At 66.7% G+C, this 20,915-nt stretch carries 22 protein-coding genes; 11 read left to right on the top strand and 11 right to left on the bottom strand.

The window, feature by feature from the left end; translation table 11 throughout:
- Nucleotides 1-116: 116 nt before the first annotated feature.
- The gene (locus tag HU751_RS00690; RefSeq protein WP_186733808.1) at nucleotides 117-1,511 is read right to left on the bottom strand and encodes a histidine kinase sensor domain-containing protein; all 1,395 of its coding nucleotides are present in this window, start codon (nucleotides 1,509-1,511) and stop codon (nucleotides 117-119) included.
- Nucleotides 1,512-1,514: 3 nt separating this feature from the next.
- Nucleotides 1,515-2,231: a response regulator transcription factor gene (locus tag HU751_RS00685; RefSeq protein ID WP_186733809.1), complete on the bottom strand. Its 717-nt coding sequence runs from the start codon at nucleotides 2,229-2,231 to the stop codon at nucleotides 1,515-1,517.
- 219 nt (nucleotides 2,232-2,450) lie between these two features.
- Between HU751_RS00685 and HU751_RS00680 the strand changes: the two genes are divergently transcribed.
- From HU751_RS00680 to HU751_RS00665, 4 genes are all read left to right on the top strand, one after another.
- Entirely contained in the window at nucleotides 2,451-5,207 is a 2,757-nt protein-coding gene (locus HU751_RS00680; RefSeq protein ID WP_186733810.1) for a response regulator, read from the top strand.
- A 68-nt stretch (nucleotides 5,208-5,275) separates the two neighbouring features.
- Nucleotides 5,276-6,265 carry a 2-hydroxyacid dehydrogenase gene (locus HU751_RS00675; protein ID WP_186733811.1) on the top strand — a complete coding sequence of 330 codons (990 nt, stop codon included), beginning with the start codon at nucleotides 5,276-5,278 and terminating at the stop codon, nucleotides 6,263-6,265.
- Between the two features lie 31 nt (nucleotides 6,266-6,296).
- Nucleotides 6,297-6,731: a hypothetical protein gene (locus tag HU751_RS00670; protein WP_028690922.1), complete on the top strand. Its 435-nt coding sequence runs from the start codon at nucleotides 6,297-6,299 to the stop codon at nucleotides 6,729-6,731.
- Nucleotides 6,732-7,136, top strand: a complete 405-nt coding sequence (locus tag HU751_RS00665; protein ID WP_050704527.1) for an META domain-containing protein — start codon at nucleotides 6,732-6,734, stop codon at nucleotides 7,134-7,136.
- 60 nt (nucleotides 7,137-7,196) lie between these two features.
- Here the strand turns inward: HU751_RS00665 and HU751_RS00660 are convergent, their stop codons facing one another.
- Nucleotides 7,197-7,664, bottom strand: a complete 468-nt coding sequence (locus HU751_RS00660) for a TlpA disulfide reductase family protein (protein ID WP_028690924.1) — start codon at nucleotides 7,662-7,664, stop codon at nucleotides 7,197-7,199.
- Nucleotides 7,665-7,750: 86 nt separating this feature from the next.
- Between HU751_RS00660 and arsC the strand changes: the two genes are divergently transcribed.
- From arsC to HU751_RS00645, 3 genes are read left to right on the top strand one after another with little or no spacing between them, the layout of a single operon-like run.
- Entirely contained in the window at nucleotides 7,751-8,104 is a 354-nt protein-coding gene (gene arsC / locus HU751_RS00655) for an arsenate reductase (glutaredoxin) (RefSeq protein WP_186733812.1), read from the top strand.
- On the top strand, nucleotides 8,101-8,706 hold the full coding sequence (gene wrbA, locus HU751_RS00650; RefSeq protein ID WP_050704525.1) for an NAD(P)H:quinone oxidoreductase: 606 nt from the start codon (nucleotides 8,101-8,103) through the stop codon (nucleotides 8,704-8,706). The genes arsC and wrbA overlap by 4 nt, the downstream gene beginning before the upstream one ends.
- Nucleotides 8,699-9,112 carry a DUF2069 domain-containing protein gene (locus tag HU751_RS00645; protein WP_186733813.1) on the top strand — a complete coding sequence of 138 codons (414 nt, stop codon included), beginning with the start codon at nucleotides 8,699-8,701 and terminating at the stop codon, nucleotides 9,110-9,112. Before wrbA ends, HU751_RS00645 begins: the two co-directional genes overlap by 8 nt.
- A 61-nt stretch (nucleotides 9,113-9,173) precedes the next feature.
- Here the strand turns inward: HU751_RS00645 and HU751_RS00640 are convergent, their stop codons facing one another.
- Nucleotides 9,174-9,845 (bottom strand): DNA-3-methyladenine glycosylase I, encoded by a 672-nt coding sequence (locus HU751_RS00640; RefSeq protein WP_050704524.1) that lies wholly within the window; start codon nucleotides 9,843-9,845, stop codon nucleotides 9,174-9,176.
- Between the two features lie 4 nt (nucleotides 9,846-9,849).
- The gene (gene ttcA / locus HU751_RS00635; protein ID WP_011532643.1) at nucleotides 9,850-10,674 is read right to left on the bottom strand and encodes a tRNA 2-thiocytidine(32) synthetase TtcA; all 825 of its coding nucleotides are present in this window, start codon (nucleotides 10,672-10,674) and stop codon (nucleotides 9,850-9,852) included.
- A 264-nt stretch (nucleotides 10,675-10,938) separates the two neighbouring features.
- Here ttcA and HU751_RS00630 point away from each other — a divergent pair, with 264 nt between their 5' ends.
- Nucleotides 10,939-11,538, top strand: coding sequence for a Yip1 family protein (locus HU751_RS00630; protein ID WP_028690929.1), 600 nt, complete (start codon nucleotides 10,939-10,941; stop codon nucleotides 11,536-11,538).
- Nucleotides 11,539-11,678: 140 nt separating this feature from the next.
- The gene (locus tag HU751_RS00625; protein WP_186733814.1) at nucleotides 11,679-12,173 is read left to right on the top strand and encodes a SprT family zinc-dependent metalloprotease; all 495 of its coding nucleotides are present in this window, start codon (nucleotides 11,679-11,681) and stop codon (nucleotides 12,171-12,173) included.
- Between the two features lie 68 nt (nucleotides 12,174-12,241).
- Here HU751_RS00625 and HU751_RS00620 read toward each other — a convergent pair whose 3' ends face one another.
- The 4 genes from HU751_RS00620 to HU751_RS00605 all read right to left on the bottom strand — a co-directional run bounded on the left by HU751_RS00620 (nucleotide 12,242) and on the right by HU751_RS00605 (nucleotide 16,732).
- A complete protein-coding gene (locus HU751_RS00620) occupies nucleotides 12,242-13,564 on the bottom strand; it encodes a dicarboxylate/amino acid:cation symporter (protein ID WP_028690931.1) in 1,323 nt (440 codons plus the stop codon).
- Nucleotides 13,565-13,983: 419 nt separating this feature from the next.
- Nucleotides 13,984-15,324 (bottom strand): ATP-binding protein, encoded by a 1,341-nt coding sequence (locus tag HU751_RS00615; RefSeq protein WP_186733815.1) that lies wholly within the window; start codon nucleotides 15,322-15,324, stop codon nucleotides 13,984-13,986.
- On the bottom strand, nucleotides 15,321-15,998 hold the full coding sequence (locus tag HU751_RS00610; protein ID WP_028690933.1) for a response regulator: 678 nt from the start codon (nucleotides 15,996-15,998) through the stop codon (nucleotides 15,321-15,323). The genes HU751_RS00615 and HU751_RS00610 overlap by 4 nt, the downstream gene beginning before the upstream one ends.
- 128 nt (nucleotides 15,999-16,126) lie before the next feature.
- Entirely contained in the window at nucleotides 16,127-16,732 is a 606-nt protein-coding gene (locus tag HU751_RS00605; protein WP_050704272.1) for an outer membrane protein, read from the bottom strand.
- 123 nt (nucleotides 16,733-16,855) lie between these two features.
- Between HU751_RS00605 and HU751_RS00600 the strand changes: the two genes are divergently transcribed.
- Nucleotides 16,856-17,647 (top strand): dienelactone hydrolase family protein, encoded by a 792-nt coding sequence (locus tag HU751_RS00600; RefSeq protein WP_186733816.1) that lies wholly within the window; start codon nucleotides 16,856-16,858, stop codon nucleotides 17,645-17,647.
- Between the two features lie 124 nt (nucleotides 17,648-17,771).
- Nucleotides 17,772-18,473, top strand: a complete 702-nt coding sequence (locus tag HU751_RS00595) for a 4'-phosphopantetheinyl transferase family protein (protein ID WP_186733817.1) — start codon at nucleotides 17,772-17,774, stop codon at nucleotides 18,471-18,473.
- Here the strand turns inward: HU751_RS00595 and HU751_RS00590 are convergent.
- Nucleotides 18,470-20,074 carry an ATP-binding protein gene (locus HU751_RS00590; protein WP_186733818.1) on the bottom strand — a complete coding sequence of 535 codons (1,605 nt, stop codon included), beginning with the start codon at nucleotides 20,072-20,074 and terminating at the stop codon, nucleotides 18,470-18,472. The genes HU751_RS00595 and HU751_RS00590 overlap by 4 nt on opposite strands.
- Entirely contained in the window at nucleotides 20,071-20,766 is a 696-nt protein-coding gene (locus tag HU751_RS00585; RefSeq protein ID WP_186733819.1) for a response regulator, read from the bottom strand. Before HU751_RS00585 ends, HU751_RS00590 begins: the two co-directional genes overlap by 4 nt.
- Nucleotides 20,767-20,915 lie beyond the last annotated feature (149 nt).

The following is a 20,915-nucleotide window of genomic DNA, read 5'->3' as shown; positions in this document are numbered from 1 at the left end:
CAGCGTGGCCATATCACGCAATTGCTGGATGTTATAACGGGTGGCTATAAGTGCGGAGGCCTGGCACCCGCTTTGCGGGTGATCGCGGGGCAAGTCGCAGCGGCGCACCGCCGCTCCTACACGGAGAGCGGAGGCTTTATGGAAGCGGGCTTGTCCCGCAATGGGCTCGACTCCCCCGCAGCCAGGCGCATGCACAAGCGCAGGCCATGCTCGCCATTGACCGCCCACACGCTCCCGCCCTGGCGGCGGATCGCATTGCGGGCAATGCTCAAGCCCAGGCCGAAACCACCATCCCCGGGCCGCGAACCCTCCAGCCGGGAAAACGGCGCGAAGATACGCTCCAGGTCTTCCTCGGCCACGCCACCGCCCTCGTCCTCCAGGTCGATACGCCAATACCCGCCCTCACGCCAGCCGCTCAGGCGCACCACGCCCGCCTCCGGGGAGTGACGGATGGCGTTGCGCAACATGTTCTCCAATGCCTGGGCCAGGTCATTGAGGCTGCCCTGCACCCAGCAGTCGGCCGGCAGCTCGCAGCGCAGCCTCTGCGGCGCCCAGCCGCTTTCGTAGCAGGCGTTCTCGCTGAGCAGGTCCCACAGCGCCGCCACCTGGATCGGCTCGAGGTTCACCGGTGCGCGCTCGGCGTCCTGCCAGGCCAGTTGCAAGGTGTCCTCGACCAGCTGCTGCATGCCATCCACCTCGCGGTGCAGACGTTCGCGCAGGCGCTGCAGGTCGGTCTCGCCATCGCAGGCCACACGCAGGCGGCTGAGCGGCGTGCGCATCTCGTGGGACAGGTCGCGCAGCAACTGCTGCTGCAGGGCCACGGTGCCCTGCAGGCGCTCGGCCATCTGGTCGAAGGCGCGGGCCAGCTCGCCCAGTTCGTCCTTGCGCCGGGTGGTGCGCGAGTCCAGGCGCGCCGCCAGCTGGTCGGCGCGCCAGGCATTGGCCTGCTCGCGCAACTGGTTGAGCGGCACGATGAGCATGCGGTACAGGCCGACGCACAGCAGCAAGGTGAACAGCCCGGGGATGATGCCGTTGGTGACGACGCGCCAGAACAACCGGTACTGGCCAGGGTTGAAACGCTCCGGCAGCTCGATCACCAGCATGCCCTGCTCCGGGGCGCCGGGGAACGGCAGGCGCAACCAGGGCTGGCCGATGGTGCGCCGGCTCATGGGCCAGTCGACGCCACGCAGGCGGGTCAGGCGCTGGGCCTGGCCGGCGGTCAGGTCGGCGCTGCCCAGCGGCTGCAGGTCGCCATCGAGCACGCCCACCCAGCCCCGCTCGCGCTCGCGCATGGTGGCCAGCCAGGCATCCACGCCCTCGCGGTCGCCGCTGCGCCAGGCCTGCTCGGCTTCGGCCGCATAGCCGCGCAGCACTTGTCGCGCCGGCTCGGAGAGGAAGGCATCCTGGGTTTCCATGTGCCGGCCCCAGCTATAGCTCAGGCCGATCATCAGCAGGCAGAAGCCCACCAGCAGGACGGTCAGTTTCCAGAACAGTGAGTGACGGTCTAGCACGATTCAGTCGGCCTCGCCCGCGCCGAACACATAGCCCTTGCCCCACACGGTACGCACCTGCCGTTCGTGGTAGCCGATGGCCTTGAGCTTGCGGCGGATCTGGCTGACGTGCATGTCCAGGCTGCGGTCATGCCGCGAGTAGCCGCGCTGCAGTACCTGCTGGTAGAGGAAGGGCTTGCTCAGCACCTCGTCCTGGCTGCGGTGCAGGGTGTCGAGCAGGCGGTACTCGCTGGGGGTCAGCCCGGCACAGGCCCCGGCCAGGCTGACATCGGTGGTCTGCTCGTCGAAATGCAACTGCCCGGCGTCCACCTCACGCGGTGCCCGAGCACGCCGCTCGAAGGCCACCCGGCGCAGGATCGCCTCGATGCGCACCCGCAGCTCGGCAAAGCTGAACGGCTTGGGCAGGTAGTCGTCCGCGCCGCGTTCGAAGCCGCTGATGCGGTCGGCCTCGGCGCCCAGCGCCGACATCAGGATCACCGGCGTGGCGCTGCGCCGACGCAGACTGGCCAGGGCGTCCAGACCATTGAGGCCAGGCAGCAGGATGTCCATCAGCACCAGGTCGAACACCTGCCGCCCCGCCGCCTCCAGGCCTTCGAGGCCATTGCGGCACCAGGTCACCTGGAAGCCACCGCGCTGCAGCTCGTCATGCAGGTAGGCGCCCAGCACGGGGTCGTCCTCGATGGCGAGGATGTTGGTCGCGTGAATCGCTTCAGGATGCATTGGCAACTGCCATCAATTCTCAGTTACGCGATTATTGGACAAGCGGTCCGAACAAGGCAACCGTCGTCCGACTGACGTGACCTCGAAGTGGCCGCGCCGGCAACGCCAGCCGAGAAAAGCAAAAACCACTACAAATCCTGTGCATTACCCCTCAGTGCAGAGTAACGTTCCCGCTGATGCGCGAACCGCGCCTTTAACAGCACATGACAGGAGACAGGTGTGCTCGACCGTTTGGGAATCCGCAGCCGCGTCCTGCTGCTGGCCTTGCTGCCCGCCAGCCTGATGGCCCTGGTGCTGGGCAGTTACTTCACCTGGCTGCAACAGAGCGACCTGCGCACGCAACTGCTGCAACGCGGCAAGATGATCGCCGAGCAACTGGCACCGCTGGCGGCACCGGCCCTCGCCCGCCAGGCCCCGGCGCAACTGGAGCGCATCGCCGCCCAGGCCCTGGAGCAGGCCGATGTGCGCGCCGTGGCGTTCCTCGCCGCCGACCGCACGCGCCTGGCCCACGCCGGCCCGAGCATGCTCAACCAGCCGCCCAGCGGCGGCACCGGCACGCAGTTGCTGCAACGCACGGGCAACGACGCCACCCGCTACCTGATGCCGGTGTTCGGCCATCACCGCGACCTGGCCACCGATGCCGTGCCCGCCGAGGCCGAACGCCTGCTCGGCTGGGTGGAGATCGAACTGTCCCACGACGGCACCCTGCTGCGCGGCTACCGCAACCTGTTCACCAGCCTGCTGCTGATCCTCGCCTGCCTGAGCCTGACCGCGCTGCTGGCCCTGCGCATGAGCCGTACCATCAACAACCCGATCAACCGCATCAAGCACGCGGTCAACCAGCTCAAGGACGGCCACCTGGACGAGCGCCTGCCGGCCATGGGCAGCCATGAGCTCGACGAACTGGCCGCCGGTATCAACCGTATGGCCGAGACCCTGCACAGCGCCCACGAAGAGCTGCAGCACAGCATCGACCAGGCCACCGAGGACGTGCGCCAGAACCTGGAGACCATCGAGATCCAGAACATCGAGCTGGACATGGCGCGCAAGGAGGCCCTGGAGGCCAGCCGCATCAAGTCCGAGTTCCTCGCCAACATGAGCCACGAGATCCGCACTCCGCTCAACGGCATCCTCGGCTTCACCCACCTGTTGCAGAAGAGCGAGCTGACCCCGCGCCAGCTCGACTACCTCGGCACCATCGAGAAGTCAGCCGACAACCTGCTGGGGATCATCAACGAGATCCTCGATTTCTCCAAGATCGAGGCCGGCAAGCTGGTGCTCGACAGCATCCCGCTGAACCTGCGCGACCTGATCCAGGACACCCTGACCATCCTCGCCCCGGCCGCCCACGCCAAGCAGCTTGAACTGCTCAGCCTGGTCTACCGCGACACACCGCTGTCGCTGGTGGGCGATCCGCTGCGGCTCAAGCAGATCCTCACCAACCTGGTGAGCAACGCCATCAAGTTCACCCGCGAAGGCACCATCGTCGTGCGCGCCATGCTCGAGGACGAACAGGAAGACAGCGTGCAGCTGCGCATCAGTGTGCAGGACACCGGCATCGGCCTCTCGCCCCAGGACGTGCGCACCCTGTTCCAGGCTTTCAGCCAGGCCGACAACTCGCTGTCGCGCCAACCCGGCGGTACCGGCCTGGGGCTGGTAATCTCCAAGCGCCTGATCGAGCAGATGGGCGGCGAGATCGGCGTCGACAGCACGCCCGGCGAAGGCTCGCAGTTCTGGATCAGCCTCAACCTGCCCAAAGCCCACGACGACGCCGAGGAGCAACCCGCCCAGGCCCTGCTCGGCCGCCGCGTGGCCATCGTCGACGGCCACGACCTGGCGCGCCAGGCGCTGGAGCACCAACTGGAGGACTGCGGCCTGGCGGTCAGCGTGTTCGCCTCCTGCGACCAGCTGCTGCAAGGCGTGCAGGCCGCCAGCCAGGCCGGGCAGCCGTTCGAGTTCGCCGTGCTCGGGGTCAACCTGGGCAGCCTGGCGCCGGAACAATTGGGCCAGTACCACCAGCAGCTCGAACGTCTCGGCTGCCAGTGCGTGGTGCTCTGTCCGACCACCGAGCAGCCGCTCTACCACCCTTACCTGCCCAATGCCCATGGCCAACTGCTGGCCAAGCCGACCTGCACCCGCAAGCTGCGTCGCCTGCTGCTGGAACTGGTGCAGCCGCGCCGCCCAGTGTGCGAGCAGCGCAACCACGGTGGCCAGCGCATGCCGAAGATCCTCTGCGTCGACGACAACCCGGCCAACCTGCTGCTGGTGCAGACCCTGCTCGAAGGCATGGGCGCCGAAGTGCTGGCGGTGGACAACGGCTACGGCGCGGTACAGGCCGTGCAGGACGAACCCTTCGACCTGGTACTGATGGATGTACAGATGCCCGGCATGGATGGCCGTGCCTGCACCGAGCAGATCCGCCAGTGGGAAAGCAGCCAGAGCGGCCCGCCCCTGCCGATCGTGGCCCTCACCGCCCACGCCATGGCCAACGAAAAGCGCGCCCTGCTGCACAGTGGCATGGACGACTACCTGACCAAGCCGATCAGCGAGCGCCAGCTGTCCCAGGTGGTGATGAAGTGGACCGGCCTGAGCCTGGGCTCACCGCCACCGGAACGCGCCAGCGAACGCCTGGCCGACAGCAGCGAGCTGAAGGTGCTCGACCCGGAGGAAGGCCTGCGCCTGGCGGCCGGCAAGCCGGACCTGGCGGCGGACATGCTGGCGATGCTGCTGGCCTCGCTGGAATCCGACCGTGAAGCCATTCGGGCCGCGCGCAATGCCGCCGACCGCACGGCGATGATCGAGCGCGTGCACCGGCTCAACGGCGCCTCGCGCTATTGCGGCGTGCCGCAGTTGCGTGCGGCCTGCCAGCGCAGCGAAACCTTGCTCAAGCAGGACAGCCCCCAGGCGTTGCAGGCGCTGGACGAACTGGACCAGGCCATCAACCGACTGGCCGAGCAGGCGCGCCAGAGCGCGTAGGAGACACAGGTCAACGCCAAGACCAGCCATATGGCTAGACTGGTGGCATTTCAGATAGGACTCAGACCATGCGCGCCCTGTTGTTCAGCAGCCAACACTACGACCAGGAAAGTTTCACCCGCGCCGCCAGTGCGGGCAGCGTGGAGCTGCACTACCAGCCCGCCCGCCTGACCCTCTACACCGCGCCCCTGGCCCAGGGCTTCGAGGTGGTCTGCGCCTTCATCAACGACGAGCTCGATGCCCCGGTGCTGGAGCGCCTGGCCGCCGGCGGCACGCGCCTGATCGCCCTGCGCTCGGCCGGCTACAACCATGTCGACCTGGCCGCAGCACAGCGCCTGGGCCTGGCCGTGGTCCGCGTCCCGGCCTATTCGCCCCACGCCGTCGCCGAGCATGCCGTGGCCCTGATCCTGGCCCTCAACCGCCGTTTGCACCGGGCCTACAACCGTACCCGCGAAGGCGATTTCACCCTGCACGGGCTGACCGGCTTCGACCTGCACGGCAAGACCGTCGGCGTGGTCGGCACCGGCCAGATCGGCGCCGCCTTCGCCCGCATCATGGCCGGCTTCGGCTGCCAGCTGCTGGCCTACGACCCCTACCCCAACCCCGAGCTGGTCGCCCTCGGCGCCCGCTACCTGGAACTGCCCGAGCTGCTGCGCCAGGCGCGCATCATCAGCCTGCACTGCCCGCTGACCGAGCACACCCGCCACCTGATCAACGCCCAGAGCCTGGCCCAGTTGCAGCCCGGCGCCATGCTGATCAACACCGGCCGCGGCGCGCTGGTCGACACCCCCGCGCTGATCGACGCGCTCAAGAGCGGCCAGCTCGGCTACCTGGGGCTGGATGTGTATGAAGAGGAGGCGCAGCTGTTCTTCGAGGACCGTTCCGACCTGCCGCTGCAGGATGACGTGCTGGCACGCCTGCTGACCTTCCCCAACGTGATCGTCACCGCCCACCAGGCCTTCCTCACCCGCGAGGCCCTGGACGCCATCGCTGAGACCACCCTGGACAACATCAACCGCTGGGCGGCAGGCAATCCACACAATCTTGTAAACGGTTGATGCTAGGATACGCGGCAATTTTGGAGGACCCATGGTCGAACACGATTTCCGCTACACCCTTTTCAACCCGCAACACACCCTGATCGAGTGCCGCGCGCTGGTGCCTGGCCGCTACCAGGTCACCGGCAACGGCGGCTCGATCCAGAAGGGCGACGTCCTGCTGGTCACCCTCAAGGGCAGCAAGGACCTGTCCATGCGCCTGACCGTCGAGACCGTGCGCCACCTGATCAACCCGCACGGCCAGTGGGTCGCCGTGGCCCAGGGCCCGGCGTTCAACGAGCTGGAAATCCTCAACTGGCAGGTCAAGTGCGACAGCTGCGACGCGGTGCTGGACTTCGAGTTCGCCAACGACGCCAAGCTGGGCAAGAAGGGCCAGGCCCCGGCCGCCAGTGCGCGTATCCAGGAGCTGGGCTGGGCGAGCAAGGGCGACAAGCACCTGTGCCCGCAGTGCCGGGAGCGTGGTTGAGTGAAACAGCTGCTGACCGGCGCGCTGATCGCCTGCGGCCTGATGGGCTGCGCCGCACAACCCTCGAAGTTGCAGCAGGAGCAGAGCTACGTGCTGGAGTGGATCGGTGAGCGCCCGCTGATCGACTACAGCCACCTGACGCTGACTCTGGCCAGCGATGGTCGCGCCTACGGCAACGGCGGCTGCAACCACTGGTTCGCGCCTTACACGCTGGATGGCGAGCGCATCAGCTTCGGCAAGGTCGGCAAGACCCGCAAGCTGTGCGCGCCGGCGCTGATGGACCAGGAAAAACGCTTCCTGCAGGCGCTGGAAACGGTGCAGCGCTGGGATGTGTCGCCGATCGAGCAGATCCGTTTCTGGCCGGTCGAGGGCAAGCCGCTGCGGTTCTGGCCTGAGGAAGGCTGAAACCATCGCGGGGCAAGCCCGCTCCCACGTGGGAGCGGGCTTGCCCCGCGATGCTGGAACTCAGGCGCCGCCCTTGAGCGCCCTGATCTTCGCCTGCAGCCCTTCGAGCGTCTGCTCGCCCATCAGCTGCTCACGCACCTTGCCCTTGTCGTCGATGATGTAGGTCACCGGCAGCGCCTCGCTGCGCGGCAGCTCGTAGCGCTCGGCCGGGTCCTGGGCCAGCACGGTGAAACCGATGCCCAGGGTATCGGCGGCGGCTTTCAGGTCCGGCCCCTGCAAACCATCGAAGTTCACCCCCACCACGCGAATGCCCTGCGCCTCCCACTGCTTGGCGGCGGCATTGAGTTCAGGGATTTCCGTGCGGCACGGGCCACACCATTCGGCCCAGTAGTTGAGCACCAGCCAGTGCCCGTCGATCTGTTCGGCCTTTACCGTGTTGCCGTGCTGGTCCACGCCGTAGTCCGCACCGCAGCCGCCGAGCAACAGGCTCGCGGTGATGGCCAGTGCAGCTGCCAAACGCCTTGCCATGGGTCAATCCTTCTCGAAGTTTTCAAGCATTGAAGTCGGTCGCTGCGGTTAGAATAGCCGCCACACCCAGCTGGATGCGACCCGTCATGACCGATCTGACCCTCTATCATAACCCGCGCTGCTCGAAATCCCGCGGCGCCCTGGAACTGCTCGAGGCACGCGGCCTGGCGCCGACCATCGTGCGCTACCTCGAGACCCCGCCGGACGCCGCCACCCTCGAACAGCTGCTCGCCAAGCTGGGCATCGGCGCGCGCCAGTTGCTGCGCACCGGCGAAGACGAATACAAGACCCTGGAGCTGGCCAACCCGGCCCTGAGCGACGCCCAGCTGATCAAGGCGATGGTCGAGCATCCCAAGCTGATCGAACGCCCGATCCTGGTGGCCGGTGACAAGGCCGTGGTCGGCCGCCCACCGGAGAAGGTCCTGGAGATCCTGCCGTGAGCGAACCCTACATCCTGGTGCTGTACTACAGCCGCCACGGCTCGACCAGCGAGATGGCCCGGCATATCGCCCGCGGCGTCGAGATGGCCGGCCTGGAGGCGCGCCTGCGCACCGTGCCGGCGATCTCCACCGAGTGCGAGGCCGTGGCCCCGGACATTCCGGCCAGCGGCGCGCTGTACGCCACCCTCGACGACCTGCGCCATTGCGCGGGCCTGGCCATGGGCAGCCCGACCCGCTTCGGCAACATGGCCGCGCCGCTCAAGTACTTCCTCGACGGCACCAGCAGCCTGTGGCTGGGCGGCGAGCTGGTGGGCAAGCCGGCGGCGGTGTTCACCTCCACCGCCAGCCTGCACGGCGGCCAGGAGACCACCCTGTTGTCGATGCTGCTGCCGCTGATGCACCACGGCATGCTGGTCACCGGCCTGCCCTACAGCGAATCGGCGCTGCTGGAAACCCGTGGCGGCGGCACGCCGTACGGCGCCAGCCACCATGCCGGCGCCGACGGCAAGCGTGAGCTGGACCCGCACGAGATCACCCTGTGCCGCGCGCTCGGACAGCGCCTGGCGAAGACGGCCAAGGCCCTGGGTGGCGAACGTGGCTAGAAAGCCGAAGGTCTTGCCGCCACTGGACTGGCTGGCCCCGCGGGTGCGCTTTACCCGCGCCTTGAGCCTGGCCTGCTTCTTCGGCCTGATCGCCCTGCTGGTGGTGAACAACCTGTGGTTCGCCAACCTGCACGGGGCGCGGGTCGAGGTGATCATGGCCATCGAGCTGATCCCCCTGCTGCTGTTGCTGCCGGGCATGCTGATGGGCAGCGCCCGGGCGCATGCCTGGACCTGCTTCGTGGTGAACATCTACTTCATCAAGGGCGTGCTGGCGGCGTTCGATCCGGCGCGGGCGCTGTTCGGCTGGGTCGAGGTGCTGGTGAGCCTGGGGTTGTTCGTCAGCGGGTTGCTGTTTGTGCGCTGGAAGTTCCAGCAGGAGCGGCGCCTGGCGGGTGAAGGGCGTTAAATTCCGGGGCTGCTTTGCAGCCCTTGTGCCGCGAAAGGGCCGCACCGCGGCCCCAGCAATCTCAGTGGTTGACGGTATGCGCCAGCATCACCGACAACTGACACAACGGCCGGCCGCTCTCGGCATGCCACTGATTGAACGCCTGCTGCACCAGCGCAAGATCCCGCTGGCTGGTCGGCGGCTTGTCGATGATCTTCTGCGCGATCAACGCCGCCGCCATGTCATCGGTGGGAATGAAGGTATCCTTGCCGACCATCCGCAGGAACCGCGGCGCCGACAAACCGCCCAGCTGGTTGCCATGCTTGGCCAGGTACTTCCACAACCCGACGATATCGGTCTCTGGCCAGTCGGCGATGAACGCGCCGAAACTGCCCTTCTCCTTGGCCACGTCCAGCACCATCTGGGCATTGCGCGGCACGCTCTTGAGCTTGCCCAGGTGGCGGATGATGCGCTCGTCGTGCATCAGCCGCTCCAGGTGCTCGGCGCCCATCAGCACCACCTTCTGCGGGTCGAAACCGAAGAACACCTGCTCGAACGCCGGCCACTTGGCGTCCACCAGGCTGTGCTTGAGCCCGGCGCGGAACACGCGCAGGGCCAGGGTCGACAGGTAGCGGTCGTCAGGGATGTCGCGCAGCTGCGCGGGCGTGCGCGGCTGCGGCAGGAAGGCTTCCAGCGCCTGGGCCGAACCGAAGCGGTTCAGGCAGTACTCATGCAGCCACTGATAGTCGCGCATGGGCTCAGATGTTCAGCACGTCGAGGAAACGCGGGGTGGCGCTCTCGTCGATCTTCAGGCTGGTGAAGTCGAACAGGTTGCGGTCGGCCAGCTGCGATGGCGCGACGTTCTGCAGGGCGCGGAAGATGCTCTCGGTACGGCCCGGGTGCTTGCGCTCCCACTCCACCAGCATGTCCTTGACCACCTGGCGCTGCAGGTTTTCCTGCGAGCCGCACAGGTTGCACGGGATGATCGGGAACTCCTTCATGTCCGAATAGGCCTGGATGTCCTTCTCGCTGCAGTAGGCCAGCGGGCGGATCACCACGTTGCGGCCATCATCGGCGCGCAGCTTCGGCGGCATGCCCTTGAGCGCGCCGTTGAAGAACATGTTGAGGAAGAAGGTCTCGACGATGTCGTCGCGGTGGTGCCCCAGGGCCATCTTGGTCGCGCCGATCTCGTCGGCGAAGGTGTACAGGGTGCCGCGACGCAGGCGCGAGCACAGCGAGCAGGTGGTCTTGCCCTCGGGTACCAGCTCCTTGACCACCGAGTAGGTGTCCTTCTCGACGATGTGGTACTCGACGCCCAGTTCCTTGAGATAGGCCGGCAGCACGTGCTCGGGGAAGCCCGGCTGCTTCTGGTCCATGTTCACCGCGACGATGTCGAACTTGATCGGCGCCACCTTCTGCAGGTGCAACAGAACGTCGAGCATGGTGTAGCTGTCCTTGCCGCCGGACAGGCAGACCATGACCTTGTCGCCATCCTCGATCATGTTGTAGTCGGTGATGGCTTCGCCGGCGAGACGACGCAGGCGTTTTTGCAGTTTGTTCTGGTTGACCGAGAGGGTGCCCATAGCGCTTGGATCCGCGAGGTGTGACAAAAGCCGGCTATTTTACGCACAAACCGCACGGCGCAGTAGGTGAATCCGATAAAGACTTCAAGGGAATCAGCACCGGGCCTGACAGCGCAATTTGCTCTAAAAAGCCGGTTTTGTGCCGGGATCCACTTCCTATACTGCGACATAAGGCCACATGACCGCAGCAATCGGTGTTCCTGGCCTCGGGCCACAGGCGCTCCATCTGGGGGGCGTTTGGCAACGACGATAGGAGTGACCAGTATGATTCATCACGTTGTAGGGTTGTTCACCCACCCTGACCAGGAGTGGCGGGAGATCCGTGGCGAGGAAGAAAGCATCAGCCACATGTACCTGACGCACACGCTGATCCTGGCGGCGATCCCCGCCGTCTCGGCGTTCATCGGCACCACCCAGGTCGGCTGGGTGATCGGCGAGCGGCCGGCAGTGATGCTGACCATGGAAAGCGCGCTGTGGATGAGCATCATGTCGTACCTGGCGATGCTCGCCGGGGTCGCGGTGATGGGCGCCTTCATCCACTGGATGGCGCGCACCTACGACGCCAACCCGAGCATGGCGCAGTGCATCGCCTTCGCCACCTACACCGCCACCCCGCTATTCATCGGCGGCCTCGCGGCGCTCTACCCGCACCTGTGGCTGGGCATGCTGATCGGCACGGCGGCCATCTGCTACACCGTGTACCTGTTGTATGTCGGCTTGCCGACGTTCATGAACATACCGTCGGATGAAGGCTTCCTGTTCTCCAGCTCGGTGCTGGCGGTGGGCCTGGTGGTACTGGTGGCGATCATGGCCGCGACCGTGATCATCTGGGGACTGGGCGTGGGGCCCGTCTACACCAACTGACGCATACCTATCAGATCCAACCAGCACTGGGGCATCACCCGAGGCCGCCGCAAGGCGGCTTCGTTTCGTGTGCCTGACCGGCGGCTCGGCAGCCGGCCTGTGCCTGCGGCATAATGCCCGGTCAGGAGAACTACCCCGCCATGCCCGAGCTGCTCAGACAACGCGTCGAAACCTGTTACCAGCAAGCCGAAACCTTCTTCAAACGCCCTTTTCCGCGCCCGCAGGTCAGCTTCAAGCTGCGCGGCCAGAAAGCCGGTGTCGCCCACCTGCACGAGAACCTGCTGCGCTTCAACCTGCAGCTATACCGCGAGAACCAGGAAGACTTCCTGCGCCAGACCGTGGCCCACGAGGTGGCCCATCTGGTGGCCCACCAGCTGTTCGGTGACCGCATCCAGGCCCATGGCGAGGAGTGGCAGCTGATCATGCGCGGGGTGTACGAACTGCCGCCGAACCGTTGCCACAACTACGAGGTGCAGCGGCGGGTGGTGACGCGCTACATCTACCGCTGCCCGTGCCCGGAGAGCGACTTTCCGTTCACCGCCCAGCGGCACAAGCTGGTGCGCCAGGGGCGGCGGTACCTGTGCCGGCGGTGCCGGGAGATATTGGTGTACAGCGGCGAGACCCGGGTCGAGTAGATGCCCATACCCCCTAGCATTCACAAAAAAGGCGACCCGAGGGTCGCCTTCTTCATTTCACACCGCGATCAACGCGCCGGGCCTTCGGCCACGCCCAGGTCGTCGGTCGGACGGGTGTCGACCAGCGGCGAGCCGCCGGACGCCAGTTCCGCCTGCAGGGTGTCGGTGTCCAGCTCCTTGACCCACTTGGCCACGACCACGGTGGCCACGGCGTTGCCGATCAGGTTGGTCAGGGCGCGGGCTTCGGACATGAAGCGGTCGATACCCAGGATCAATGCCAGGCCCGCCACCGGCAGGTGGCCAACGGCCGACAGGGTCGCGGCCAGCACGATGAAGCCCGAACCGGTGACGCCCGCGGCACCCTTGGAGGCCACCAGCAGCACCAGCAGCAGGGTGATCTGGTGAGTGATGTCCATGGTGGTGTCGGTGGCCTGGGCGATGAACACCGCGGCCATGGTCAGGTAGATCGAGGTGCCGTCCAGGTTGAACGAGTAGCCGGTCGGGATCACCAGGCCAACCACGGATTTCTTCGCGCCCAGGCGCTCCATCTTGGCCAGCATGCGCGGCAGGGCCGACTCGGAGGACGAGGTGCCCAGCACGATCAGCAGTTCTTCACGGATGTAGCGGATCAGCTTGATCACGCTGAAGCCGTGGGCGCGGCAGATACCGCCCAGCACCACCAGGATGAACAGCACGCAGGTGATGTAGAAGCACGCCATCAGGTAGCCCAGCTGCACCAGCGAGCCCACGCCGTACTGGCCGATGGTGAAGGCCATGGCACCGAAGGCGCCGATCGGGGCCAGCTTCATGATCATGTTGATGATGTTGAACATGACATGGGCGAAGCGGTCGATCAGGTCCAGCACCGGCTTGCCGTAGCTGCCCAGGCGGTGCAGGGCGAAGCCGAACAGCACCGAGAACATCAGCACTTGCAGGATGTCACCGTTGGCGAAGGCGCCGACCACGGTGTTGGGGATGACGTTGAGCAGGAAGCCCACGGTGGTCTGCTGCGCGCCGGCGGCGGCGTAGGCGGCCACGCTGCTGGCGTTCAGGGTGCTGACGTCGACGTGCATGCCGGCGCCCGGCTGGACCACGTTGACCACGACCAGGCCGATGATCAGGGCGATGGTGGAGACGATCTCGAAGTACAGCAGCGCGTAACCGCCGGTCTTGCCGACCGACTTCATGCTCTGCATGCCGGCGATGCCGCTGACCACGGTGCAGAAGATGATCGGGGCGATGACCATCTTGATCAGCTTGACGAAGCCGTCACCCAGGGGTTTGAGGGCTACGCCGGTTTCCGGGTAGTAGTGGCCGAGCAGGATACCGATGGTGATGGCGACGATCACCTGGACATACAGCGATTTGTACAGCGGCTGACGAGTCGTCATGGCTAGTTTTTCCTCAAGTGGGCCGGCGCATCCTTCCCAGGATGTCGGGGCACCTGAATCGCGAACCCTCCTGTACCCGGAGGGATTTGTCGTTGTGGGCGAGTGCCTGGGCAGGCCTCTGCCAGCTGAATAGCAAGGGCGATGCCAAAGTGCCCGCTTGAGGTGCACAGCCAATGATTACAGGGTGTGAATGCCCCGGGACGGGGCGAAGAACCACGTAGGGAATGGCGGATTTCCGCCCGATGGCGGAAATCGTACAGGCTGGGTTGGCGGGAATCCGCCTCAGAGGTCTTCGGTGGGACTTCCCGGTGGGAGCGGGCTTGCCCCGCGATGAGGACCGCGCCGGATGGCACCGGCTTCGCCGGTATCGCGGGGCTAGCCCGCTCCCACGCACCGCCCCCTGCACTGGAAAGGCAGAATCAATCGAGCCGGAAAGCGATGCGGAACGCAGCCCCGCCCAACGGCGAATCGCCCAGGCTCAGCTCGGCGTCATAGCTGTCGATGATGTCCTTGACCACCGCCAGCCCGATCCCCTGCCCGGGGTGCTGGCGGTCCAGCCGCTCGCCGCGCTCGAGAATCCGCTCGCGTTGATCCGGCGGCACGCCCGGTCCATCGTCCTCGACGCACAGCTGCAGCAGCCCCGGCGACTGCTGCAGGCTGACCCGCACTTGCCCCAGGCATAACCGGTAGGCGTTTTCCAGCAGGTTGCCCAAGAGCTCCAGCAAGGCGCCCTGCTCCATCGGCACCCGCGCCAGGGCCGGGATGTCGAGGCTGACCTCGACGCGCTTGTCGCGATAGACCTTGGCCAAGGTGCTGCACAGGCTGTCGAGCAACGGCTTGAGCTCGACCTGGTGGCGGACCAGGCCGCTCTTGCGCAGGCTGGCGCGCTGCAGCTGGTAGTCGATCTGCTGGCTCATGCGCTCGATCTGGCTCTGCAGCACCCGCGCCTGTTCGCGGTCGCCCTGCTCCATGCTCTCGCCAACGCCCTGCAGCACGGCCAGCGGGGTCTTGAGGCTGTGGGCCAGGTCGTCGAGCGAGTCGCGGTAGCGCTGGCGCTGCTCGCGCTCGCTGCGCAGCAGGCGGTTGAGCGAGCCGGTCAGGCGCAGCAGCTCGCGTGGATGCTCGCGACTCAGCCCATCTCTGGCTCCGCTCTCCACATCGTCGAGCTCGGAGCTGAGCCGGCGCAATGAACGCAGGCCCCAGGTCAGGCCGGCCCAGAGCAGCACCATCAACGCCAGCAGCGCCGCGCCGAAGCCCAGGTAGAGTTTCTCGCGCAGGCCGTTGAGGGTGTCCTGGTATTCACGCACCGGCTGCAGGGCGACGATGCTGAACGCCGCGCTCTTGCCACCGAGCAGCTTGACCTCGACGTCGTAGACGAAGAATTCGTCGCCGTCGTCCTGGTGGATACGGGCGAACTCGTTGCCGCGTCCGTCATAGCGGGGGTGATAGTTGATATTGCGGTTACGGGTGGCCCGCGACTGCCACACCAACGTGCCCTGGCGGTCGAAGATGTAGCCGAGCAGGCCGGTGTAAGGCAGGTTGTAGCGTTCGTCCGGCAGCAGCGCCGGCATCTGCAGCTGGCCGCGCTCGATGCGCGCGGCCGAGATCAGGGTGGTCACGTCCGAGGCCAGGCGCTGCTCGATCGACTCCTGCAACGCCAGGCTGAAGGCCTTCTGCAAGGCCGGCAGCAGTGCCAGCATGAACAGCAGCGCCAGCAACGCCGCCGCCAGCATCAGGCGCACCCGCAGCGAACGGATCATCGGCAGCGCTCGGTGAACAGGTAGCCCAGGCCGCGCACGGTGTCGATCGGCTTGAAGCCGTTGTCGCCCTCGAGCTTGCGGCGCAGGCGGCCGACCAGCACCTCGATGACGTTCGGGTCGCGCTCCTCGTCGTCCGGGTACAGCTGCTCCATCAGCCGGTCCTTGGCCACCACCTGCTGGTGATGGCGCATGAGGTACTCGAGGATGCGGTATTCGTAGGCGGTCAGCGCCAGCGGCTGCTCGTCCAGGGTCGCCTGCTTGCGGTTGAGATCGAGCACCAGCGGCCCTGCGGCGATGGTCGACTGGGTGAAGCCGCTGGAGCGGCGCAGCAAGGCATTCAGACGGGCTTCCAGCTCCTCGAACTGGAACGGTTTGACCACGTAATCATCAGCGCCGGCGGCCAGGCCTTCGACCTTGTCCTGCCAGTTGCCGCGGGCGGTGAGGATGAGGATCGGGAAGGTCTGGCCGAGGCTGCGCAGCTGGCGGATCAGGTCCAGCCCGCTCATGCCCGGCAGGCCCAGGTCGATCACCGCCAGGTCGTGGTTGTACTGCTCGGCCTGGTACAAGGCTTCTTCCGCGTTGGCCACCGCCTGCACCACATGGCCGCCTTCGCCGAGGCGGGTGAACAGGTGATGACGCAGCAGCGCCTCGTCCTCGACCACCAGCAATTTCATGTGGATCTCCTTTCAATGGGAATGCCCTGTGCCGGCCTTTTCGCGGGTAAACCCGCTCCCACAGGGTTGTGCACCACCTGTGGGAGCGGGTTTACCCGCGAAAAGGCCTGCACAGGATAACAGCGACCTCAGAACTTGTAGGTAGCCGCCAGGTAGGTCTGCGCGCTGCTGGTCAGGCGCAGGGTACCGTCCTTCGGCCCGCCGTGGGCGCCGATCTCGGTGGCGGCGTTGCTGCGCAGGTAACGGTAGCCCAGCTCCACCGAGGTGTTGTCGGTGACTTCCTGGATCACACCGGCCTGCAGGCCGACGGCGTAACCGTAGTCGGTGTCGCGGCGGGCGCCCGGCGAATCCTGGGTCAGCTTGGTCATGCCCAGGCTGCCGCCGCCGAACAGTTTGGTGGTATCGCCCACCGGCAGGAACAGGTCATAGCTGCCCAGCAGGTTCTCCTGGCGCAGCTTGACGCCGCTGTGATCGCCCGAGACGTTGTCGTAGGTGATGTAGTAGCGGCCCTGGTCGTTGATCTTGCCCAGGCGCGCGCCCCAGGTGCTGTCCTTGCCGATGATGCCGTCGGCGTTCAGGCCGTCGGTGTTACGTTGCAGCAGGCCGGACTTGCGGACTTTGTCGCTGGTCTGGCCGTAGGTCAGGCTGGCGAAGTTGTCATCGGCCTGGGCAACGCTGGTGAGGCCGGCGGCGCAAACGGCCATGGCGGCAATCAGGGTGTTGAGGGTTTTCATGATTCAGGTACTCCGGGTTGGATGCGTTGTTGCTGTCTGGGGGCTAGAGTAGGGAGGGCGCCCTGAACCCCTGCTGAACCTGGCCTGAACCTTGGCTGAACGAACCGAAGAAGGAGCTCGACCATGCGTACCCTGCTTGCCCTGGCCTTGTTGTGCAGCGCCAGCCTTGCCCAGGCGGCGGTGCAGACCCGCGAGATTCGCTACCAGGATGCCGACGGCACCGCGCTGATCGGCTACTACGCCTACGACGACGCCCTCGAGGGCAAGCGCCCGGGCGTGGTGGTGGTGCATGAATGGTGGGGGCTGAACGACTACGCCAAGCGCCGCGCCCGCGACCTCGCGGCGCTGGGCTACAACGCCCTGGCCATCGACATGTATGGCGACGGCAAGAACACCGAGCACCCGGCCGACGCCCAGGCGTTCATGGCGGCGGCGATGAAGGACCCGGCGGCGGCAGCCCGGCGCTTCGATGCCGGGCTTGAGCTATTGAAGATCCAGCCCAACACCAACAAGCACCAATTGGCGGCCATCGGTTACTGCTTTGGCGGCAAGGTGGTACTGGATGCGGCGCGCCGGGGCGAGAAGCTCGATGGCGTGGTGAGTTTCCATGGCGCGCTGGTGACCCAGACCCCGGCCAAGCCCGGGGTGATCCGGGCGAAGATCCTGGTGGAGCACGGCGAGGCCGACAGCATGGTCACCCCGGAGCAGGTGGCGGCGTTCAAGGCGGAGATGGATGCGGCCAAGGCCGACTACAAGTTCGTCGGGATTCCGGGGGCCAAGCATGGGTTTACCAACCCGGATGCGGATCGGTTGGGGCATGGGGGGCATGGCGGGCCGGATATCGGGTATGACAAGGCGGCTGATGAGAGTTCCTGGAAGGATATGCAGGCGTTCTTGAAGAGCGCGTTTGACTGAAGGGTCCATCGCGGGGCAAGCCCGCTCCCACGCCGGAAAACTAAGCCATTCGTGGGAGCGGGCTTGCCCCGCGATGACGCTCCGGTGATTTGCGCCAGCGTTCACGGCTGGCACAATACCCGTCATGAACAGACTCCCCACCTGCTGCGCCCCGCTCCAGCACCACTGGCCCCTGCCCCGCCCGGTCCCCGGCGCGGTGCTGGTCAGCTGCGCCTTCGACCCGGCCCGCCTGGCCGCCGACGACTTCCAGCGCGCCGGCATCGAGCAAACCGCCAGCCTGCAACGCTCAGTGGCCAAGCGCCAGGCCGAGTACCTGGCCGGCCGGGTCTGCGCCCGCGAGGCGCTGCGGATTCTCGACGGTCGCAGCTACGTTCCCGCCCCGCATGAAGACCGCTCGCCGATCTGGCCCGCCGGCATCCACGGCTCGATCACCCACGGCCAAGGCTGGGCCGCCGCGGTTGTCGCAGCCGACGGCCAATGCCGTGGCCTGGGCCTGGACCAGGAAACCCTGCTCAGCGAAGAGCGCGCCGAACGCCTGGCCGGGGAAATCCTCACCCCTGCCGAGCTGGAGCGCCTGGACCGCAGCCAGCAAGCCCTGGCCGTGACCTTGACCTTCTCGCTCAAGGAAAGCCTGTTCAAGACCCTCTATCCGCTCACCAAACAGCGCTTCTATTTCGAACACGCCGAGCTGCTGACCTGGTCCGCCGACGGCCATGCCCGCCTGCGCCTGCTCACCGACCTGTCGGCCGAGTGGCACCACGGCGTCGAACTCGATGGCCAGTTCTGCCTGCAGGACGGCCATCTGCTGAGCTTGATCAGCGTCTAGTCGCGCGGCTGCTCACGTGGCCAGCTCAGGCTGAAACACGCCCCGCCCAGCTGCTCGCTGTGCCCGACCAGGGCACGGCCGCCGTGCCAGTAGATGATCCGTCGCACGATCGACAGCCCCAATCCATGCCCGCCCGAGGCCCGGGTGCGGCTGTCGTCGAGGCGGGTGAACGGGGTGAAGATGCGGTGCCACACCCCTTCGGGAATCCCGGGGCCGTCATCCTCTACGTCGATACGGCAACGCTGCTGGCCGATCTGATAGCTCAGGCGCACTTCCGATTCGGCATGGCGCATGGCATTGCGCACCAGGTTCTGCAGGGCCCGGTGCAGGTAGCGCGGCTCGGCCTCGACCCGGGCGTCGCCGCCGTCGAGCCCGTGGCACCCCCCACGCACCACCCGCACCTCGGCCCGCAGCGGCGCCAGCTCCTCGATCACCCGCGCCAGCAGCTCGTCCAGGTCCACCACCTGGAAATGCAGGGCCGGCGCGCCCTGCTCCAGGCGGGCGTAGGTCAGCATCTCGTCGACCAGCTTGTCCAGGTCCTGGATATCGCCGTCCATGCCGGCCAGGTGCTTGGCCCGGGCCTCGTCGGTGCTGGCGCTCTCGATCATCTCCAGGCCGAAGCGCAGCCGCGCCACCGGTGTGCGCAACTCGTGGGACACCGCCCGCACCAGCTCGCGCTGCATGGTCAATGAACGCTGCAGGTGCTCGGCCATGCCGTTGAAGGCCTCGGCCAGGCGCCCCACCGAGTCGGCATCGCCGGCCGGCACGCGGGTGTCGAGGCTGCCCTGGGCGATGCGCGTGGCCGCCACCTCCAGGCCCGACACACGCCGCTCCAGCTGGCGCACCAGCAGATAGACCACCAGGCCGATCAGGCACAGGCCGAGGAAGGCGATCAGGATCAGCAACTGCGGCGGATACGGGTTGAGCTGATACAGCGGGCCGATCTCCAGCACCCAGGGCGAACCGGACAGCCCCGCGAACACGCGGATCGAATCGCCGTCCCGGCCCAGGGCCATCACCGTGTCGCCCTCTTCCACCCGGCGGCGCTGGTCGTCGTCCAGGGCGGCGCGCTCGATGCGCTGCAAGGCAATGTCGAAGCCGAAACCCTTGCTCTGGCGCAACTGCGCCAGGCGCGCCTGCTGCTCGGTCACCGGGTAGCGCACCAGCTCGTCGGCCAATAGATAAAGCGTGGCGCGGGCCAACTGCTCGCTGATCTGCTTGACCTCGGCCACCAGCAGCAGGTCCTCGTGGCCAACCCGGCGCAATACCCGGGCAGCATGCGGACCGGTCTTCTCCACCACCACCAGGTCGCGGTACAGCCGCGCCCGCTGCCCACCGTCGAGGGTGAACGCCGACAGCGGCTGCAGGTCCAGCGGCACGCCCAGCAGGCGCTCCCAGATCACCAGCGAACGGGTGCGCTCCACCGCGTTCTGCTGCGCCAGGTTGTCGGCCATCAGGCTGAAGGTACCCTGGGCCAGGCGCTCGCGGTGCTGGCCGGCGCGGATTTCGTTGAGCAGGTGCAGGCTTAGCACGCCGAGCACGGCCACCAGCACCAGCACCGCGAGCATGCCGCCATAGATGCGCAGGAAGATCGAGTTCATGGCGCCTCGCCGACGAACAGGTAGCCCTTGCTGCGCAGGGTCTTGATCAGCCGCGGGGTAATCGGATCGTCGCCGATCTTGGGGCGGATCTTGGAAATGCGCACATCGATGGAGCGGTCCTGGCCGTCGTAGCCGACGCCGCGCAGCGAGGTGAAGATCTCCTCGCGGGACAGCACCCGGCCGGCGTTGCTGGCCAGCAGCCAGAGCAGGTCGAACTCGGCGCCGGTCAGCTCGATCAGCTGGCCGCTCAGGCGCGCCTCACGCTGGCGGCTATCTATATGCAGCGGGCCGAAGCTCAGCTCCTGGCGCCGCTCCGGGGCCTCGCTGCGGCGCAACAGGGCGTTGATGCGCGCCAGCAGCACGCGCGGGCGCACCGGCTTGCACACATAGTCGTCGGCGCCCAGGTCCAGGCCCTGGATCTGGTCCAGCTCGTCGCTGCGGGCGGTGAGCATGAGGATCGGGCCGGCATACTGGCCACGCACCCGGCGGCAGATGCTCAGGCCGTCCTCGCCGGGCAGCATCAGGTCGAGGATCACCAGGTCCGGCTGGCTGTCGATGATGCGCCGGGCGGCACGGCCGCCATCGCCCTCCACCGCCACCTCGAAGCCGTTGGCCTGGAGGTACTCGGCAGTGAGTTCGGCGAGGCGCTGGTCGTCCTCGACGATGAGGATGCGGTTGATTGGCTGGTCCATGGCCTTACCCTTCTTCTGGTTTTTTTCGGGCCTTGCTGTTGGCTGTTCCGGCCTCATCGCGGGGCAAGCCCGCGATGCGGCCGGTACAACCCTTTGATTCCAGTGAAAATCCACCTTCACCAAAGCGCAACATCAGCCCCGGATACTAC

Source organism: Pseudomonas peradeniyensis, from assembly GCF_014268935.2.
In the GTDB taxonomy this organism is placed as follows: Bacteria; Pseudomonadota; Gammaproteobacteria; order Pseudomonadales; family Pseudomonadaceae; genus Aquipseudomonas; species Aquipseudomonas peradeniyensis.
Note: the sequence above shows the minus strand (reverse complement) of the source record. Positions and strands in the feature narration are given on the sequence as shown.

What these genes read in the sequence shown, in the direction of transcription:
- HU751_RS00685 (WP_186733809.1), bottom strand. Translation starts at nt 2,231, where the DNA reads ATGCATCCTGAAGCGATTCACGCGACCAACATCCTCGCCATCGAGGAC.
- HU751_RS00675 (WP_186733811.1), top strand. Translation starts at nt 5,276, where the DNA reads ATGCGCGCCCTGTTGTTCAGCAGCCAACACTACGACCAGGAAAGTTTC.
- HU751_RS00670 (WP_028690922.1), top strand. Translation starts at nt 6,297, where the DNA reads ATGGTCGAACACGATTTCCGCTACACCCTTTTCAACCCGCAACACACC.
- HU751_RS00660 (WP_028690924.1), bottom strand. Translation starts at nt 7,664, where the DNA reads ATGGCAAGGCGTTTGGCAGCTGCACTGGCCATCACCGCGAGCCTGTTG.
- arsC (WP_186733812.1), top strand. Translation starts at nt 7,751, where the DNA reads ATGACCGATCTGACCCTCTATCATAACCCGCGCTGCTCGAAATCCCGC.
- HU751_RS00640 (WP_050704524.1), bottom strand. Translation starts at nt 9,845, where the DNA reads ATGCGCGACTATCAGTGGCTGCATGAGTACTGCCTGAACCGCTTCGGT.
- ttcA (WP_011532643.1), bottom strand. Translation starts at nt 10,674, where the DNA reads ATGGGCACCCTCTCGGTCAACCAGAACAAACTGCAAAAACGCCTGCGT.
- HU751_RS00630 (WP_028690929.1), top strand. Translation starts at nt 10,939, where the DNA reads ATGATTCATCACGTTGTAGGGTTGTTCACCCACCCTGACCAGGAGTGG.
- HU751_RS00625 (WP_186733814.1), top strand. Translation starts at nt 11,679, where the DNA reads ATGCCCGAGCTGCTCAGACAACGCGTCGAAACCTGTTACCAGCAAGCC.
- HU751_RS00620 (WP_028690931.1), bottom strand. Translation starts at nt 13,564, where the DNA reads ATGACGACTCGTCAGCCGCTGTACAAATCGCTGTATGTCCAGGTGATC.
- HU751_RS00615 (WP_186733815.1), bottom strand. Translation starts at nt 15,324, where the DNA reads ATGATCCGTTCGCTGCGGGTGCGCCTGATGCTGGCGGCGGCGTTGCTG.
- HU751_RS00610 (WP_028690933.1), bottom strand. Translation starts at nt 15,998, where the DNA reads ATGAAATTGCTGGTGGTCGAGGACGAGGCGCTGCTGCGTCATCACCTG.
- HU751_RS00605 (WP_050704272.1), bottom strand. Translation starts at nt 16,732, where the DNA reads ATGAAAACCCTCAACACCCTGATTGCCGCCATGGCCGTTTGCGCCGCC.
- HU751_RS00600 (WP_186733816.1), top strand. Translation starts at nt 16,856, where the DNA reads ATGCGTACCCTGCTTGCCCTGGCCTTGTTGTGCAGCGCCAGCCTTGCC.
- HU751_RS00595 (WP_186733817.1), top strand. Translation starts at nt 17,772, where the DNA reads ATGAACAGACTCCCCACCTGCTGCGCCCCGCTCCAGCACCACTGGCCC.
- HU751_RS00590 (WP_186733818.1), bottom strand. Translation starts at nt 20,074, where the DNA reads ATGAACTCGATCTTCCTGCGCATCTATGGCGGCATGCTCGCGGTGCTG.
- HU751_RS00585 (WP_186733819.1), bottom strand. Translation starts at nt 20,766, where the DNA reads ATGGACCAGCCAATCAACCGCATCCTCATCGTCGAGGACGACCAGCGC.